At 40.3% G+C, this 19,206-nt stretch carries 9 protein-coding genes; 1 reads left to right on the top strand and 8 read right to left on the bottom strand.

The features are described from left to right. Positions 1 to 20 precede the first annotated feature (20 nt). From ABJF57_RS18625 to ABJF57_RS18640, 4 genes are all read right to left on the bottom strand, one after another. Entirely contained in the window at positions 21 to 872 is an 852-nt protein-coding gene (locus ABJF57_RS18625; protein WP_462232852.1) for a glycoside hydrolase family 16 protein, read from the bottom strand. Between the two features lie 28 nt (positions 873 to 900). Beyond that, positions 901 to 2,112, bottom strand: a complete 1,212-nt coding sequence (locus ABJF57_RS18630) for a hypothetical protein (protein ID WP_462232853.1) — start codon at positions 2,110 to 2,112, stop codon at positions 901 to 903. An 18-nt stretch (positions 2,113 to 2,130) separates the two neighbouring features. Then, complete coding sequence (locus ABJF57_RS18635) at positions 2,131 to 5,280, bottom strand: glycoside hydrolase family 2 TIM barrel-domain containing protein (protein ID WP_462232854.1); 3,150 nt, start codon at positions 5,278 to 5,280, stop codon at positions 2,131 to 2,133. Positions 5,281 to 5,648: 368 nt separating this feature from the next. Next, a complete protein-coding gene (locus ABJF57_RS18640; RefSeq protein ID WP_462232855.1) occupies positions 5,649 to 8,447 on the bottom strand; it encodes a helix-turn-helix and ligand-binding sensor domain-containing protein in 2,799 nt (932 codons plus the stop codon). A gap of 192 nt (positions 8,448 to 8,639) precedes the next feature. Here ABJF57_RS18640 and ABJF57_RS18645 point away from each other — a divergent pair, with 192 nt between their 5' ends. Continuing rightward, the gene (locus ABJF57_RS18645; RefSeq protein WP_462232856.1) at positions 8,640 to 10,511 is read left to right on the top strand and encodes an alpha-amylase family glycosyl hydrolase; all 1,872 of its coding nucleotides are present in this window, start codon (positions 8,640 to 8,642) and stop codon (positions 10,509 to 10,511) included. A gap of 55 nt (positions 10,512 to 10,566) precedes the next feature. Here ABJF57_RS18645 and ABJF57_RS18650 read toward each other — a convergent pair whose 3' ends face one another. The 4 genes from ABJF57_RS18650 to ABJF57_RS18665 all read right to left on the bottom strand — a co-directional run bounded on the left by ABJF57_RS18650 (position 10,567) and on the right by ABJF57_RS18665 (position 19,167). After that, entirely contained in the window at positions 10,567 to 10,971 is a 405-nt protein-coding gene (locus tag ABJF57_RS18650) for a hypothetical protein (RefSeq protein ID WP_462232857.1), read from the bottom strand. Between the two features lie 202 nt (positions 10,972 to 11,173). After that, positions 11,174 to 13,027: a glycoside hydrolase family 13 protein gene (locus ABJF57_RS18655; RefSeq protein ID WP_462232858.1), complete on the bottom strand. Its 1,854-nt coding sequence runs from the start codon at positions 13,025 to 13,027 to the stop codon at positions 11,174 to 11,176. Between the two features lie 3 nt (positions 13,028 to 13,030). Further along, positions 13,031 to 15,856, bottom strand: a complete 2,826-nt coding sequence (locus ABJF57_RS18660; protein WP_462232859.1) for an alpha-amylase family glycosyl hydrolase — start codon at positions 15,854 to 15,856, stop codon at positions 13,031 to 13,033. Then, positions 15,853 to 19,167: a VCBS repeat-containing protein gene (locus tag ABJF57_RS18665; protein WP_462232860.1), complete on the bottom strand. Its 3,315-nt coding sequence runs from the start codon at positions 19,165 to 19,167 to the stop codon at positions 15,853 to 15,855. Before ABJF57_RS18665 ends, ABJF57_RS18660 begins: the two co-directional genes overlap by 4 nt. Positions 19,168 to 19,206 lie beyond the last annotated feature (39 nt).

Raw genomic sequence — 19,206 nt, forward strand, 5'->3', positions numbered from 1 at the left:
TATTATTTAATGGTTAAAAATTATTGATATACACGTACATAATCCACGGTCATGGTTTGTGGAAATCTGGAGTTATCGTTAGGATTACCCACATAATTTCCACCAACCGCCACATTGAGGAGTATGAAAAATTCTTTATTAAAGACCCACTCACTTCCTTCAGGAAGGCTTTCAGGGGTCAGTTGCTGATAGAGCTGATCATCTACGAAAAAATCGATAAAATCTGGCCCCCATTCAACCGCGAACACATGAAATTCGGTATCGAATCGAGCATCATCTAAGATGAAATCTGAAGAGACCGCATTTCCTCCTGAGTACCCAGGGCCGTGGATGGAACCTGCAATGGTACTTGGCTCTTGACCTCTTAATTCCATAATGTCTATTTCTCCCGCCTGAGGCCAAACTACAGTTGTTTCATCATTGTCTGGCACTGTTTCTATGTCAGCTCCTAGCATCCAGAATGCAGGCCACAAGCCTTGGCTAAATGGAGTTTTTAAGCGCGCCTCTATTCTTCCGTATTGAAATTCTTGTTTGTCTTTTGTGATTATCCTTCCTGAGGTATAATTACTTCCGCCGAAGGATTCTTGAATGGCTGTAATTATAAGGTTCCCCTTACCATCGAGTGAAACATTTTCAGGTCTATTGGTATAATTCTGAAGTTCCTGATTGCCCCATCCATTTATGCCGGTTCCGGTTTCGAAATCCCAGTTTGCGGCATTTGGGGAATCGCCCGTAGTACCGTCAAAGTTGTCTTCCCAAACTAGCTCATATTGTCTATTGGGGAGTTCTACAGTTTCACCACAACTTATCGCAATACTAAGGGATAGTAGAAGCGTTAAGTTTTTGAATAGTTGATTTTTTATTGTTTTCATGTCTGCTTTTTTAAAACCTAGTTGATGATTACCTGTAGAAATACACATTGTCTACAAGTACATTGGAGATAGTTCCATCGGAAACGAAGAAGATCAGATCTACATCGTTTATTCCAGCCAGACCCCCAAAATCTGCTATTGGGATATCATAGCTTACCCATTGTCCTTCTCTCAAAGAACCATAACTCCCAAGTGAGACAAATCCATCGGATGGAGATGCACCTCCATCGTTGTTTATGATTGAAAGGTTGATGAAGTCTCCTGCATTAACAGCCTCTCTAACATTGACATCAACATGAATATGTGTCATTCCGCTTGCGTCTACATCGGGAGAATTAAACATATTGATGCTGACGAAATTCAAATCTGTATAGCTTATGAAATTTTCATCTCCTATAGATGTGGCACCACCTTGGGTGGTAGCGAATTGGAAAAACCCATTGTAATTATCTACCTGAACATTCGTATATGCATCACTAAAAATTGAGACAACATCTGCAGCATTTCTTGCTGGTGGTGTCGGTGCGAAATCGAAATCTGATTCATCAAAGTATCCTGCAGCAGCATTGACTGCTACTTCATCTCCGCCAACATTGAATACTACCTGGAGGTCCAACGCCTTTTTTAATGGCTGAGCAACAATGCCGAGGTTTTCGAAGCGGATTTCATCAAGCCAAATTGTAAATCCGGCTCCACCGGTGCTTTGGGACCCTATGGAAAACAAGAACATTCCTCGTTCATTCAATAATTTGGATGGATCAGGGATGGGGATGATCACTTTTTCCCAACCTGTAGATACGGGTATATCATTGAGGGATGCAGCATACGTATTTGATTGGAAGTCATCCCCAAATCCAACAGTTCCAATGGTGGCTGTTATGGAGCTCTTGGCCCAAAATGTCAATGCATTATATTCTGTAAGATTTCTTCCCACTCCTCGATCTTCGAAAATGCCGCCTATGAATGTCCCATCAGGATCATTGGCAGAAGGGACATCTATTCTTATGGAGGTCGTTCCTTCATAAGCTTCATTGTCGTCCGTTCCAAATCCACCTGTATTTGCTCCAGCAGCTGGATCAAATGAAACAAAGAATTGATCAGTTAAACCGACAGGGACATCTGTGAAAATTTCTGCGGTGTTGGGAAAGGTGGCTGGTTGCAAGTCTCCTTCGTCACGAGAGCAACTGAGAGATAGCAATGCAATGCACAAGAAACTGGTTTTGTATGTCAAATTTTTCATGTCTTTCAGTATTAATAATTATTGACCAAGATTGATGTGTAGATATGTTCTGAACTCCCATTCATTGCCTAATCCAAAGCCAGGAGCTTCTGGATCTGGTACTCTATTGCCTTGAAGGTCAGTGGTATAGGCTGGAGCATATCTTGGAGAGTATCGATCTAATGATCTCCAAGTAGCTCTTACACCTAATTGTGTGTTTGGAAGTAAAAACCAATCAGGTTTGGAAATAGAGGTTGAAATATCCGCTATCAATTGGAGAGGGAAGGTCAAGTTAAAATCTCTGTGATAGTCAAAAGGACCCCAATCGTTCACTTTGGCCTGGGTCTGTATTTTTAGCTTGTTGTAGATCATTCGAACATCACCACCAAATCGTTCAATGGTTCTCGCGTCATCTCCATTGGCCTGACCTTTACCCCCATAGAGGTTAGCTATAATGCCGAATTGGGTGCTTAGTTTAGAAACGATACGCGCATTCACTTCCCATAAATCTTGGGCGGGAGCTGCTCCTGGTGCTGCCACAGGCGTACGTCCATTGCCAGGGAAAATCACTCCTGCATCTTGTGATGTAGGAAGATGCCAATAAACAAAACCTAAACTCAATGCAAACTCTGCATCTTCAGATCTATCGTTGTCCCAGGCGTACATCCAGGTTCCCGGAGTGGGGTCGAAGGTTAGTAGCAGCTCACCCGCTACAGTTTCTCTATTGGATCGTACGACAAACGGATCATCTAAAATATTCCTCAATCTAGCTGGCGCTGCAGCATCTCCAGGAATAGGATCTACAAGAGGTTTTTGATACATGAAATTTGGCGCAATCTGGATTTTACCTATCGTATAGGTAAATCCCGTAAAGACGCTGTTTACGTTACCTGACCCAAAATCTTTCAATCTCCAGCCTGTGAACGTCTGAGTGTAGTCTCCTCCAGCATTGGCTACTAACCCTCTGGATGAAACTTGTCCGTACCAATTGATCTTTCCTTGATAAGTAAGCTTGATTTTACCGCCCCAAGTGTCAGAATTTCGTATTTGATCTGTAAATGCGGAATCTACTTCAGCAATAGTTTTGATTATTTGAAATTCTCTCCCTACCAGCGGCTGGCCACCCCAAAGACCGCCAACTTCAATTCCAAATTTTTTGTATTTGGTCTTAGCATATACAGAGGCTCTTCTTGTTCTGGGTTGTGGTACAGCTAATGAACTTAGCGCCGATCCTGGTTCTTCCAAATCTTCATGGAAGATGCCAGCCAACTCAATATTTTTTATCGTTTTCGTGTATTTCAACAATACTGCCGGATTGGCTCCCCACCAGAGCTCAGGACCATAGGCTACTTTCAAACCTTCTAGCTGCTTTTTACCTGTTATTTCAAATCCATTGGGAGCTACGCCATTATAGATATCGATATTAGGCCCATAGTTTGCTTCAGGATAAAGCCCAAAGAAGTCTCCTTCATATCCCCAATGGTAGTGTCCTGTTCTGTAGAAGCCATCTAAGCTGAAATATTTATGCTCCCAAGAGTATTCTGCCTGATATACTGCAACTCTGTCAGGGCTAGCCGCGACATTACCCGTTTGGGTCACAAAGCTTTTCGTTTGTCCTCTTCTTTCGTAAAATATTTCATTGATTGGGTTCTGAGCTACATTACCCAACACATTAAAAGTCACATTTGCCCTTACACTAGGCTCGGGATTTGCTTCAATGCCAATGAAATAAGATTCCATTCGATCAAATCCAAGTTTGTTAGGAGTAGTCGGGTTGGCAGGATCTGGATTTGCTGTAGTAATTAAATCTCCACCGGTTATAAATGTGGTGAATTCAGCCCTAACTCTATCAATGGATATTTTTCCTCCACGTTCTCCTGCTAAAGCTGCTTTATCTCCTCTTGCTCTCAAGACAGCATCGAATATTTCTATATCATTGAAATAGCCCGAAACGTACTCTTCAGTTATCCCCGGGCTGTAAGGATCCAATTGATGTGCTTCTTTGAGGGCATAATATGCTGCACGTGGATACAATTGATATAAACCTCTTCCATCAGTGGGCCCTTTAGCGCAAACGCCAAACCATTCTTCATTCATGTTGTTTTCACCTGGACTGGCCTGATCTCTGGCATAACCACCATTTGGCCATACGGCTATGTTATCGTGAACATCCAGGTTTTCTGTTTGCTTGTATTTCCACCATCCATCAGAAAATTGGAAAGTGAATCCTCCAATTGAGTTTTTAGCTCCGCCCACTCCCGCAGCATTGGCATAGATTTCTTTCCAGTTGCCGGTCATATAGTAGGCTTGAGAATATTGATCCTCTTGGTTATCTCTGGCATTGAATGCATCAGCTCCAAACTCGGCAAAGAGTATAGGCATGTTCAACTCATCCCTCACTCGGGTAAAAGCGTCACTGAACGAAATACCTCGGTACATATTTGTTCCATAGATATCAATGTCAGTACACTCTTGCTTCACAATATCAGCATACAATAAATCCCCATTACAAATGGCAACCGGATGAGATTGATCTATTTTTTTTACTTCTAATGTCGCATCGTTGAATGCTTTATATAATGCGCGAGCCGCTTTTATCTTTTCTGAATCAACCCCTTCTATTGGAATTGCTTCTGTTTCGGCACCCGTCCATGATAGGTGGTAATTGTTTTCATTTCCTATCATATATAATAGCAATCCAGGTGTATTCTTATAGGTATTTGCCATATCTATGGCTTCCTTCATAAGAATTTCTCTGGTTGCTGGATCTGCATAATCAGTTTGTGGTGTCCATGTGCCATTAATGGTGAGTCCATATGCACCAAATGTGATATTGAGCATCGTGTATATGCCGTAATTCTCATATATGTATGATACCCATTTGGGTTTTAAGCCATAAGTTCTAATGGCATTGACACCCATGTTTTTAAGCATGGACATTTCTGCATCTAGTGCTGCCATTATAACTTCATCAGATCTATTCCATATGCCCGGATCTGTAATGGTTGATCCTATGGGCACATAATCCCAATTCATACCATTTACCATGAAGTCTTTTCCGTCAACCTGAAGTTTGAATCCAAATTGATCATTTATGACTTTTACTTGATTGGCGCTTCCTGTGCTTGATTGAGCAGCCAGATACATGGCGGCCAAATAAAAGATGAGTAGTAGAAGGTTTTTTCTCATTTCGATTAAGTTTTGTCTTTTATCTTTTTAAAAGCTTGATGCTCTTCAAAAGTGAGTTAGCCAGAATCCTTTTTTGTTTAATTACTGCAATCCCAAATGGCAGTAATTTTTACTTTTCATACTGGAAATCTGAACCATCAAGTTATTTTAAGCTTTTACGAACTCCATAAAAACGACCCCAACAAAAAACATACAGGTGAAAATATTTCAACGTTTGAAGCTCAAATTTTCAAATTTTGTAACTCTGAGAAGTCAGAATTAAGTTTTACGAGTATGAAACATCCGGTAAGTAGAAGTGTTTTAAATCTTCCTTGTTTTCCCGCTTGTATGGGTAATGTTGAGGTGACTGGAATGGGGTTGTAGCACCCTTAGATGCCGAGGATGTAGTCTGTTAGGTTTGCATCACTCTCCAAATTGAGTTTTTTCCGTAATCTGTATCGTTTTACTTCGACGCTTCTGGGAGAGATATTGATCAGTTGTGCTACTTCTTTTGAGGAGAGGTTAAGCCTGAGGTAGGCACAGAGTTTTAAGTCGTTGGGTGAAAGCTTGGGGTGAAGTATTTTTAAATTTTTGAAGAACTCACTATCGGCATTGTTAAAAGCATCTTTAAAGAGTTCCCAATTCTCGTCTTGATTTAGACTTTTGTCAATGATTCTAACTACTCGCTTTGCCACCGGCTCATCTCTTATGTCAATGAGTTGTTCTTTCACCTGGGTAAGAAGTTCATTCTTTTTGATGATACTCATAGTGGAAGCCGCTAGTTCGTTGCTCTTATTTTTATAATCGTCTTGCAGCTGCTGGTTTTTTATCTTTATGATTTGCTTTTCATTTTGAAGTTTGGCGAGCTTTAATTCTCGTTGATTTTCTTCAATTAGCTTTCGCTGCTGTTTTCTATAATACCTTTTGTAGACGTTGTGCATGAAAATTGAAAAAGCTATCACTATCAGGAAATAGATGATTAGCATGAGGTTGGTAGCAAACCATGGTTTCGCAATCGTAAAGTTGTAAGAGGCAATATTTTTAGAGAGTGTATCGCCAATTTTCGCTCGCACATTGAAGATATATTTACCCGGGGGGATGTTTTCAAATAGAATGGAGGACTCGGAATCCCACTCGCTCCATTCATCATATTCCCCCAGAAGCTGATACTGATAGGTGGGTTCAAAAAATCTCAAATAGTGCGGTGAATAAAAAGTGAAGTTTAAATTGTTTTCATCACTGGCAAATTCTCCTTGATCATCAATGTCAATGAGTGTTTCGGAAACACTGTGATCTTCATTGATCCCTTTGCTAATGGTACCTATCTGTACGCTGAAGTCTGTAATTTTTATTTTAGCTAAATCAATAATGATATAGCCAAAACTGGTACCAATTAAATATTGATCACCAATTAGGTATGGGATGATATTTTCATATTCGACTACATTTCTTCGTGATGCTAAAACCAATGGTATGCTTTCGATTTTTGGCCCACTAGATAAGTTCCCAGATGAAACGTTTGTGATTTTACTTTTCGAAAAAATCCAAAATTCATCTTTTTGGTCATTCAAAATCATCTTTCCCGACACGTAATCTGTTTGGGTATAGCTAGTGCTGAGTAGGCTGTCTTTTGAGAATTTACCATTGCCCGGACTGAATTTGAATATTCCTTTTTTTGAGGCATACAGAATATCGTTTTTATATTTTATTAATCCTGAGTTTGGTCCTTTGAGCACTGTGTCAGCATGAATGGATTCAACTTTTGTAAATGAATTGTCAGCTTTGATGATGTAGACACCTTTGTACTCATGATTGACAATGATTGTAGTATTGATTAATTCGAAGTGACGCGCTGAATTATCAAACCCTTCAAGCTTATTTGAAAGAATCCATTTACCTCCATCCAATTTCAATGCGTATAATCCAGCATAATTGCCTTGAATTATCGTTTTGTCGTCTAAAGGCCGGATGTTCCAGGTACCTTGGATGTTGCTGATTTGCTCAAGTTTTTTACCCTTTAAAAGAAAGGTTCCGTTGTGATGCCCCACAAACAACTGATCATTTATTGATGATAGATGCCATACTTGCCCCTGCGACCCCTCAATGAAATCAAAGGTTGATGAATTTGAAATGGGTTTGCAAAAAAGCCCCTGATTTGTCCCAAGGTATAGATAGCCGTTGTGAATCGCAGTGGCATAAACGCTACCAAAAACTCCTGTTTGGTCAGAGTATACTCGTATTGGAGAAGTAATGTTTACAACACTGACTCCATTGTCCAACCCAATCCAAAGGTTGCTGTCTCTATCTTCAAATAGGCACAGAGCGGTATTGTTTTGAAGTCCAGCGTTCTGATTTACTTTGTATTTGACCTGTAGTGTCTCATCTAGCAAAAGAATTCCATGAGCGATACTGCCAAGGGCATAGCCTCTATCTCTGAGTTTTATAGCACTGTAGATCCCTATGTTATCGTAAGAGTCCAGTGCGGATGGAACGACTTTTAGTTGGTCATTTGCGTAGGCATAGAATCCATTATTCTTTGTAAGGATTATAAGTTCTTCTCCAACTAAAAACATACTGATGATCTCATCATCGTTGAATCTTGATCCATCAATTATGGGTATGCTTTCTCCATTGATGATTTGATACAACCCTTTGTTGTTTTGCTGAAAATATACTTCTCCTGCTATCGGGTAGATGTTTACAATGGATTCAGCTGCTTCAATAATTCTAGCGGTGTTAATTTTTGGATCATAGATGTATATGCTGTTGAGTGATTGAAAAATGATCAATTCATCAATTTTCAAGATGTTCCAAAACTCTTCATCCTCAACGAGCGCTAACTCTAAGTTTTCTGATATGGATGTATAGGTTAACCTTCCTTTTGAATTTCTAGTCCAGAAACCAAATTCCATGTAGCATCCTGTAAAGATTTTGTCATCAATTACCTCTACAGATCTAAGAATAGTTTCATTTGGAGAAGGGTAGAGTGTCCATTTAGCACCATTAAATTCAAGAAGACCTTCGTTGTTGGCGACATATATGTGCTTGCTATCTGATTGAGATATGGACCAATTTTGACTTCCGGCCTGATAGCTAGATGGATTAAAGTTTCGTATAGGCGGTACCTCTTGCGCTTTTGCGATATACAAGCTTAGAAGGAAGAGTATCGATGCAAATACTTTTATCATGAACGTTCGTCATTGACGAATTCCTAATTTAATAAGACTGATAAACCTAAATTTGTTTTCATCAATTTAACTCGGAATGACTTCTTTAGTTTTATATATGTTATTTCTTTCAAGTATATGATAGACTGTTTGGCCGTTTATGGGTTAAAATTGTCGCTGGATTAACCGTTTAGCTAGAAATTAATCTTGATTATGCCTCCGTATATCCTCATGTCTCTTCTATTGTTAGTTGTTTCCTGTAATGGCCTTGATGAAAATAAAATCGAAAACACCAATAGTGTACCAAAATGGTCTCGAAATGTAGTGTGGTATCAGATATTTCCTGAGCGATTTAGAAACGGTGATCCCTCGAATGATCCTACTCCAAGGGATATGCTGATGACGTTTCCAGAAAACATTCCTACTTCCTGGAATGTGACTAAGTGGGGCTCTGACTGGTACAAAGAAGATACCTGGATGGATGATTTGGAGGAAATGGATTTTAATTCAAAAATGCAGCTGAGAAGGTATGGTGGGGATCTGCAAGGTGTATTGGATAAGATTGACTATTTGGATTCTTTGGGAATTACAGGTGTTTATTTCAATCCGCTCAACGACGCACCATCCTTGCATAAATATGATCCACGACACTGGAGACATATCGACAGAAATTTTGGGCCTGATCCTACAGGCGATGTGGCATTAATGACTGAAGAAAACCCAATTGATCCGGACACATGGCAGTGGACAGCCGCAGATAAAATGTTTTTGGAAGTGATCAACCAGTTTCATGAAAGAGGTATCAAAGTAATTTTAGATTTTTCCTGGAATCATACAGGGTATGATTTCTGGGCAGTCAATGATATTAGAACCAATGGCAGTAATTCTGCCTTCAAAGATTGGTATGAAGTTAAGCAGTTTGACGATCCAGCTACTCAAAATGACGAAACTGACATTGAGGGTTGGTGGGGGTTTAAGTACTTGCCTTTGATAAAAGAAAAAGTTGAGAATGAGGAGCTTCGCCTTCCTCATGAAGGAAATGTTGGGTCAGAAAGTTTTAAGCAGCACATATTCAATGTTTCGGAGCGGTGGCTAGATCCCAACGGAGATGGTGATTTTGGAGATGGAGTTGATGGCTTCCGTTTAGATGTTGCAACAGAGATGACGTTGGGATGGTGGCGGGAGTATACAGCATTTGTCAAGTCCGCAAATCCTGAAGCCTTACTGGTTGCTGAAGCCTGGTGGTTTGATTGGCCGGATTTGACGGGTCCAGAAAAAATGATCAATGAAGGTCATTTTGATGCCTTGATGAATTACCGTTGGTTTGTTCTTTCTAGCGGATTATTCAAACAATCCAATCCAGCACTCAAACCTTCTGAGTTTGTAGCGTGGTACGATAGTTTGGTGGTTGATATTGAGCCGCAAAGTCAACAAGCTATGATGAACATTGTCGCAACTCATGATACACCACGATTGAGCACGATGCTTTTCAATGAAAATCGCTTCGACCAAGGTTCGAAACTAGCGGAAAATTCAACTTATAAAGTGCATCAGCCGGATGAAGGCACATGGAACCTGCTGAAGATGTACCTATTGCATCAATACACATTTGTGGGGTCACCACACATTTGGAATGGAGATGAGATTGGTATGTGGGGAGCAAACGATCCTGATGAGCGTAAACCTATCTGGTGGGATGATATTCAATTTGAGGAGGAAAAAGCACATCCGTATGGCGAACGAATTGTACCTCCTGATGAAGTTAAAGCCAATCGGGAACTCCTTGCTTTCTACAAGCAAATGATTCGAATGCGAACGCAAAATCCAGTTTTCGCCCTCGGAAGCATAGAATATTTTTTAATGGATGATGAAAGAATGCTTTTTGGATATTCACGTAAGCTTGGGGATGAGGAAGCACTGGCCTTGTTCAACCTGTCTGATAGATCTCAAACTGTAGGATTAGAAGTGAGTTACACAAAGTATATCGATGCTTTAAATGACAAGATCTATGAAAGAAAAAGTGATCAAATCCGAGTAAGATTGAACGGGGGTGAAGGGAAGATACTTCTAAGGAGTGTAGAGTGAGAAGCCTCAAAGAAGGGGAGTTGTTCCCCAAATTGAGTTCAGCAATAATTAGGTTTTAACTTTTCAGCTCTTCCATTTTAGTCTTAAGAGCGGGCCAATCAGCTGAGCCGTCTCGCTTTAGCATTTGAGACAATAGACCAATCGATTTCTTTTTAAATCCAAACACCTTTGCAACCATCTCGCAAAATTTAATCTCGCTGAGATACACTTTGCCATCGGACTTCATAACGCCCACCATGTCAGCTAAAATTTCAATTTTCGCATCAAATCCCAAATCGACACTTAAATCCATGTCAAACGTTTTCTTCTTTAATTCTTCAGTTATCACCTCATCCAGTTCTTCAGAAGAAATATTATTTGGCTTGGCTAAATCCTGAATAAACTTGCGCTCGGTATCTTCAAATTGATTATCAACCAGCGCCAATTGAATCATTATTCTAAGTTTTTCTGTGTTTTTCATGGTGCATCATTTTATGTTTAATTAGTGCATGCAAAGTCACAATTTTTAAAATGATTAGTAATGCAGGATAGTACCTAAACGTGGTTTAGCGTTTTTCGTAGTTATTTCTGGGGATATAGCTGCTTATTCAATTGAAAAGTAGAAAGCCTGCTCACGATCAACTTGTTCCTTTAAAAGTGCGAAAGTATTACTCAGCAATCAGCTACTTCTTCAACTCGAAAATAGCCGTTTGCTTAGGTCCGACTTGAAAATCTTTCGTGAGATCAATGGTTGAACCATCAATGATATTTGTACCTGTACTGTAGCTATTTAGAAACTCGGCAAATCGATCTCTGACGAAGTTTTGTGCTTCCTCATTTTTGTTCATCACCACCATAACGGCCTCACTGTCGGTGTGTCGAAAAAAAACATAGGTGTCGTTTTCAGGGATAAAGTGGGTAAGTTTTCCTTCATGGATAACACTGGCATCCTTTCTCCAATTAGTCACTTTTTGAACAAACTCAAATGCATCTTGCTCTTTTTCAGTTCTTCCTTCCTTGGTAAATACCGAGCGACTGTCTTCGGCCCATCCACCTGGCATGTCAGCACGTTTCATTCCCCAACCTCCTTCTCCTTCAGTATTGGCCCACATGAGTTCCGTTCCATAGTAAACTTGTGGGATTCCTCGAGTGGTCATAAGATAGCTGTAGCCCATCTTGAATAAATCAGTATCTCTTTTTACACGTCCATAGAACCGATCTAGATCGTGGTTATCTAGAAATATAACATTCTTCATCGGATCCGAATACAATCGATCTTGGGATAACACGTAATACAATTTCATTAATCCATCTGTCCAGCTAAAGTCACTGGTGAGAGCCTGTTCAGTCGCAAAAGCAATTTGAAAATCGGTTACGCTTGGTAATTTGGAATCAAATCCATCATTTTCTCCTGAAGCGTCTTCCTGCCAGTAGGCTTCATGAGCTACTTTCTCTACCCATGATTCACCAACAATATTAAAGTTTGGATATGCATCGATAACTTCTGAAACCCATCGTGTCAAGTAATCTTTGTAAGGATAAACGTATGTGTCCATCCTGATTCCGTCCACGCCGGAGTATTCTATCCACCAAATGGAATTTTGGATGAGGTAGTTAGCAAGGATGGGGTTTTGTTGGTTAAGATCTGCTAGTTCAGGCACAAACCAACCTTTAACTAACTTCTCTTGATCGTACTTAGAAGCATGCGGATCTGATTGAACTTCGCCTCTGAAACTGGTGGTTCCATACTTTTCAAAATCATGAAGCCAATCATCAGCAGGCATATCTTTGAGCCAATAGTGCTGATCTCCGATGTGATTATGAATCATATCCATGATGACTTTCATATCCATTGTGTGACACTTCTCTACAAATGCCTTGAATTCTTCATTTGATCCAAATCTCCGATCAACTTTGTACAGATCTGTGGCAGCATATCCGTGATATGCTCCATATGCTGGTGTTTGATCGTTCTCAAAGGTGGGTGTAAGCCAAACGGCTGTCATTCCAAGCGACTTAATGTAGTCCAGGTGCTCAACTACTCCCTTTATATCTCCTCCGTGTCTTGCATCGGGATTGGTTCTATCGACTCCTTCCAGCATACCAGCAATCACGTCATTTGCAGGGTTGCCATTTGCAAAACGATCCGGCATCAATAGATAGATTACATCACTGCTGTTGAACCCTTGGTTTCGGTTCGTGTCCTTGCTCCGCTCTCTGATTTCATAGTCAAACTTGAGACGTGTCTTTTTGCCATCCTTTAGCCGAATCTGAAAGGTGCCCGGTACCACCGATTCGCTGAATAACATGTTGATGACCAAGTAATTTAAGTTTTCCAATGGCTGAACCTCCTCAATAGTGATTCCTTCATAGCTAAATTCAGGAGTAAGCTCTCCAATGTTTTCTCCGTGAAGCATCAACTGAAGGTTGGAAACAGGCATGTCACTCCACCAAAATGGTGGGTCAATGTGTTTCAATTGTTTTTGAGCAACGGTTGAGATTGATATGAATAATAGAAGGATGAATAGTTTTCTCATTGATTATTTTTTTATGATCTTATCTAGCAATCTATTTCCTGAACGCGTAATCACTTCTAGAATCAAAGTGCCCTGGGGTAGTTCAGATACATTTATTTGCGCGCTTTCGATTGAAAATTTTCCCCTCTTCAGTTCTCTTCCGTTTAGATCGTAGATGAAATAGTAAAGTGGATTTTGATCAGATTGGATCGTAATTAAGTCAGTAGCAGGATTGGGGTAGGAGATGGATTTTTTAAATAATTCCTTATCTGAGGATAAGACTAATTTGGGAGTAGTTAATGGAAAATTTGTGAATATTTTGAAATCACCTGCCCGTAAATTCAGGAGACCAGTACCACTTGTGGCTTCAACTATGCTTTCGTCAAAATAACTATACCAAGAGCCATCAAATGGGAAATTAATCGTGATTTCTTTTGGTTCAAGTGTGAAATTGGCAACCACCACGGCACTCATTTCATCTGAACTTGTCGGATTTTCAATACTTGTATTTGATTCAAGTGCAAATTGCTTAATAAGACTGCTGCTGTTGGAGATGGTGGCGCTGCCACGGGAAAACAACAACGGGTAGTCAAACCGAAGTTTATTCATCTCTGAGACATAACTCCTCAAAATTTGTCTCGACTCCTTTCCATATAAATTATTACTCTCTGAATCGTCCCAGGGAGTTGGCTTCTGACCAGTTCTTCCATTTTCATTAATGCTTGTTTCAAACCCAAGCTCCCCAAATTGCCAGATCATTTTAGGCCCCGGAACCATTAACATCGTTGCAAATGCAGCTCTGAGTCGGTAAGCTGCAGATATTCTCGTTGAGTAGACAGGCGTGCTAATTCCAAAACTTTTCGTTTCTACCATTTGCCTTTCCTCATCATGACTTTCCATATAGCCAATGAGGTGCGGATTAATCCAGTTTCTATTTGAATGATAGATGCCGCTTATGTCCGTTCCTTCACCCTCGAAACCAAGCATGTTTTCTTTGTATGCTCCATGCATGTTCCCCCAAAGCATCATTCCAAATGCTGACAATTCTCTCTCTTCGGTGGCATCTCCAAAATGCTCAAGAATGACGTAAGCGCCTTCATCGTATGACCAAATTTTGCTAGCCATCCGTTTCAAAATAGCAATTCTTGAAGCATCGTATGAAGACCATGCACCGACGTTACTTCCTGAGTTTGTCTGGGTGAATCCTTTTGAAAGATCGAATCTAAATCCATCAAACTTGTATTCATTGATCCAGTAATTGTTCACCGTGTCAACAAAACTTTGGGTGTATTCACTTTCATGATTCATGTCATAAAAGACGTTGAATGGATGAGTCGCCTCAATATTAAAATATGGATTATCAGCCGTGACTTGAGAGGTGCTGGTGTTGAAGTCTAATAATATCAAAGGAGATGGTTGTTCTTGTTGATTGAGCACCATATCTAAAATAACCGCCATGCCAAGCTCATGCGAAGCATCGATGAATCTTTTTAGTTCGTTTTTATGTCCATAGGCTTTGTCAGGAGCAAACATGAATGTTGGATTATACCCCCAACTGTCATTTCCACTAAATTCTGTGATAGGCATTAATTCAATAGCATTTACGCCAAGGCTCTTGATGTAACTGAGGGTATCAATCAAGTTGGAATAGCTTTCTTCTCCATTACCAAAAAAATCCCTCACAAGGAGTTCATAGATTACGAGATCACTTTTTAATGGACGTTGAAAATCCGTGACGCCCCATTGGTAACCTGCTTGTCCTGTTTCTAAAACTGAGACGGTATTATAAAAACCGATTGCATTTTGAGCCTCTGTGGGATACGCCCGTAAATTTGGATATATGGCTTCTGGAATGAACTCATCCTGTGAATTCAGAACCTTATCGGAATATGGGTCCGCTATGTATATCGCCTCGTCAACTAAGTATTGAAAAGCGTATTCTGTGCCTGAAGCAAGCCCAGAAATTTCCAACCAGAAAAACTCACCATCTTTTTTCATTTGATAGTCAGCTTGTGGAGTCCAGTTATTGAAATCTCCCAATATGTATACAGAAGATTTATTTGGAGCCTGCAGGCACAAGGTCACCCTGCTATCATCACTTTGATTGTAATTGAGGCCTCTGATGATTCCATCTGGACGGATAACTAATTCAGATTCTTCTCTAACCAAATAGCTAAACTGTTTTTGGAGCGTTTCTTCACCATTGTTTGCTGTGATAATCACCGAATGATCCCCACCGCCAGCGGCCGTTACGGTTTCAACTAGACTTGATACATCTGTGGCACTTCGGATTTCATTCCCATCGATGGATATGGTAATTTCTGATGACTCAGAAGTTGAAACATCTATATCGAATGTCTCATCTTCATTGTAAAACGCAGGAAGGAGGGGAGAATTAATGGCAAGTTGGAATTCATCAGCAAGTCGAAGTTCTATAACGATATCCTCCGTTTGTGCCGATCCATTTGCATTCTTAAGGAGTAGTCCAAGTTTTACAATGTCTTTGTCAGCAGGTACAGAATAGTAAGTTCGGGGTGTTAATTTAATTTCCCATTTATCATTCCCTAGAGAGGTCATAGTTCCTGGCTCGAAGGGTAAGCTAAAATCATCTTGTCCTGTTGGCTCAAATTCAAAAGGGGCGCTATTTTCAGTTGTTCCCGCACCAGACCATAAGTATACACCATTGGTAAGGCCTAACAGATTTGCTGCTCTCGTATCAGTCATTTGTGCAACATCAAATACGAGAGTGATTTCTTCATCGCCCGTTGGAAATTCGGGAATGGTGGTCACTTTCTGTGCCTCTACAAAAAATCCAAGAAGTAGGAGTAGTGCTGCGAATGGTTTTTTCATAGTGATCCAGCTTGATTGTTTAATGGGTTTCTAGGTTGATAAATACTCACAGGCCCATCATTTCGAACAACTATGATGGACTTTCTATTTTTGATTGTGATTGGTGCAAGGTGCTTTACATCACCATCCGCAATAAATCCGGATTCTACTCCCAGGAGGTGATTAAAATTACCTTTACCGTCTCCTAGAAGTAGCCCTCCATAGGAAGCATCGTTTCGTATGGTCTCCACCTCCACAGGATAAAGATTACCTGCAAAAAGTAGGTCTAGCTTACCATCATCATTAAAATCATCGATATGGAATGCATTGATGGAAGAGAGTTGAGACATGCTGGGTAAGTTCTTACCCTCGAATTTCTTTCCTTGTGAGTTGATATATACCTTGCTCGCGAATGTATTCGCCGCATAGTGAACTGATTTTTCGAGCTTACTATCGCCATATACTTCTTCTAGTGTTGCTTGTCCGAATTCATCATACGTCTCAAATTTTTCGGCAATGGTGGGCATTTGCTGTGAAGAACATTGCCTCCCTCTCAAGGGAAATAAATCACCATCGTTGTAGTATCCGAGTACAATATCTCCCCGTCCATTTCCATCAAAATCATTGAAGTACACATGGAATGGCTCTTCATAAGTAGATTTGTATTTGTAATTCAGACCAAGATTGCCAGCGACAAGATCGTTGAATCCATCACCGTTGAAATCCGAAACCTCAATGGAGAACCACCAGCCGGTTTCTTCTTCCAGGCCATATGCTGAGGTTTTATTAATGAACTTACCTGCTGATAGCTCAAAGACAGTAATAGCAGTCCATTCTCCAACAACTACTAACTCAGGATTTGAGTCGTTGTTCAAGTTGGTCCATTCTGCATCGGTTATCATACCAAGTTTTTCAAACTCAGATGTAAAGTCATTGGTGCGATCACTAAATGAATTTTCATCATTGATTAAAATGTAGCTTTTAGCAGGAGTAGGGTATTGCATGGGATTAACTCTTCCTCCCACAAATAGGTCCAGGTCACCATCCTGGTCAATGTCAAAAGGCCTTACAACCGAATTACTACCTACGATTTTAGGTAATGCTACTTTTGAGAAGATTCCTCCATCGTTTACATATAATCTGTCTTGATAAAGATTGTTGTTTGGGAAGTATTCATTTCCTCCACTTGACACATAGAGGTCCAAGTCATTGTCGCCATCGATATCGAGGAAGGATGCTCCTACGTCTTCGTATTTTGCATCAGACCAAAAGTAGGGCTGATCTGAAGAAGAGAACGAACCAGCCTTATTTTGAATCATAACCTTGGCTGGTAGACCCGTAGCTCCACCCAAAAAGAAATCATCCAATCCATCGGCATTAACGTCGCCCACAGCCAGTGCCGGCCCAAATTGAGACATCTTGTGAGGCAACAAAACTTCACCCGCAAAGTCGTCGTGAAAATTTTCTTTATGTATGAGTTTTAGCCCCACTTCCTTCGTGACATCTGTTAGATATGAATGGCTCGTTTCACTCTTTTTTTCAATGGATACAGCATTTTGATAGTCAATAGACATCAGTTGATTTGAAGCTACCGATGCAATTTCTTGTGATTTACCGTCAGGCCATTCTACAAGAATGCGGTCAACTTTATCATTATTTCCTAGTCCGAAATGAACTCGATTCTCTTGTGAAGATTGATACCCTCTTGTGGTTACATGTTCACGATAAATGATGTTATCTCCAACGAAGGCCGTTAGTTTGGTGCCTATTCCGGAGGTGTTACCTTCTGGTCCATTTAGCTTTAATCGTAAATAATTGTTTGATGTGTTATTTCTGTAAATGAATGCCTTCTCGTCAATGTTATTGACAACCATATCCAAGTCGCCATCATTGTCAAGATCCGCTACAGCCGCGCCGTTGGAATAGGAGGGAGTGCTGAAGTTCCAATCTTCACTTTTATCTTCAAAATTTAGATCTCCCTTATTTCTGAAAATGAAGTTGCCAATTTTGGTTTCGGGCAGTTTTTCCAGAAGTTCCTCCATTACGGCCATTCGTTCTTTTGGCCCTTCTTTTATGGCTTTACCCATTTTTTTGTCCCGCATCTTAGAAAAATCTTTGTTGGTAAAGTCTTTTCTAAAACCATTTGTGACTACTATATCATTCCAGGTGTCGTTATCAAGATCTACTATTAAGGAAGTCCAACTCCAATCCGTGCTGGATAACCCGCCAAGTTGAGCTACCTCACTGAATGTCAAATCTTGATTGTTTAACTGTAGAGTATTGTACATGTATTGATGATGAAAGCCATAGTAGACGGCCTGATAAAATTGGCTTGGATCCATTGCTTTCATGTTCGTTTTTTGGCGATAATTGTCAGGTGCAGACATGTCAGCAACAAATACATCTGACCACCCATCGTTGTTGATGTCAGCAGCGTCCACACCCATCCCAAAATTTGACATGTGTTTTGTAGCTTTTCTTCCTATGTCGGTGAAAGTGCCATCTCCATTGTTTATATACATGTAATCAGGCTCTACATAATCATTGGTGACGTAGATATCTATGAATCCATCTTTGTTTAGATCGGATGCAACTACACCAAGTCCATACCCTAATCCATTTTGATATATACCAGCTTGAGCGCTGATGTCAACATATTTGCCACCGTCATTTCTAAAAAGGACGTCACCAGCCTCTGGGTCTACATGGCCTCTAAGGGCCAGAATTTCTGATGAGTTAAATATTGCTGTCGGCCTATTAAGCAAGAAGAGATCCAGGTCATTGTCATTGTCTATATCCAGGAAAATGGATTGGGTTGTGCACGTTTCGGAATCAATCCCATATGCCGCAGCCTTCTCCGTAAAGGTGAGATCTCCATTGTTTATAAAGAGTTCATTTCTCCGCAGTTCTGGTTTGCTTCGCCCAGAGTTACTCACATAAATATCCAATAACCCATCTGAGTTTACATCAGCCATTGTCACACCATTGGTCCATCGACCAGCGCCAGCGACTCCTGCGCGCATCGTTATGTCTTCAAATTGAAAATTGCCCTTATTTAGATATAGCTTATTTTCTTCCTGATTGGAGGTAAAGTAGATATCAGGTAACTCATCATTATTGATATCTCCAATTCCTACACCACCGCCATTGTACAAGTATTCGAATGTGAAAATGTTGAGAATAGAAGTCGCAGTGATGTTGTTAGAGAATTCCACTCCGGTTTTTTGTGAGGATACTAAATCAAACAGAGGAGGTACAGAATCAGGCACGCTATTCTCTAGTCCTGAGCAGCCTAGAAGAACAATTAGTGCTAGAAAGAGTAAGCGCTTCATAAGTAAGGGTCTTTTGGTAAGAAAAAAAAGCGTAAGATA

The organism is Ekhidna sp. (assembly GCF_039940915.1).
Lineage (GTDB): Bacteria > Bacteroidota > Bacteroidia > Cytophagales > Cyclobacteriaceae > Ekhidna.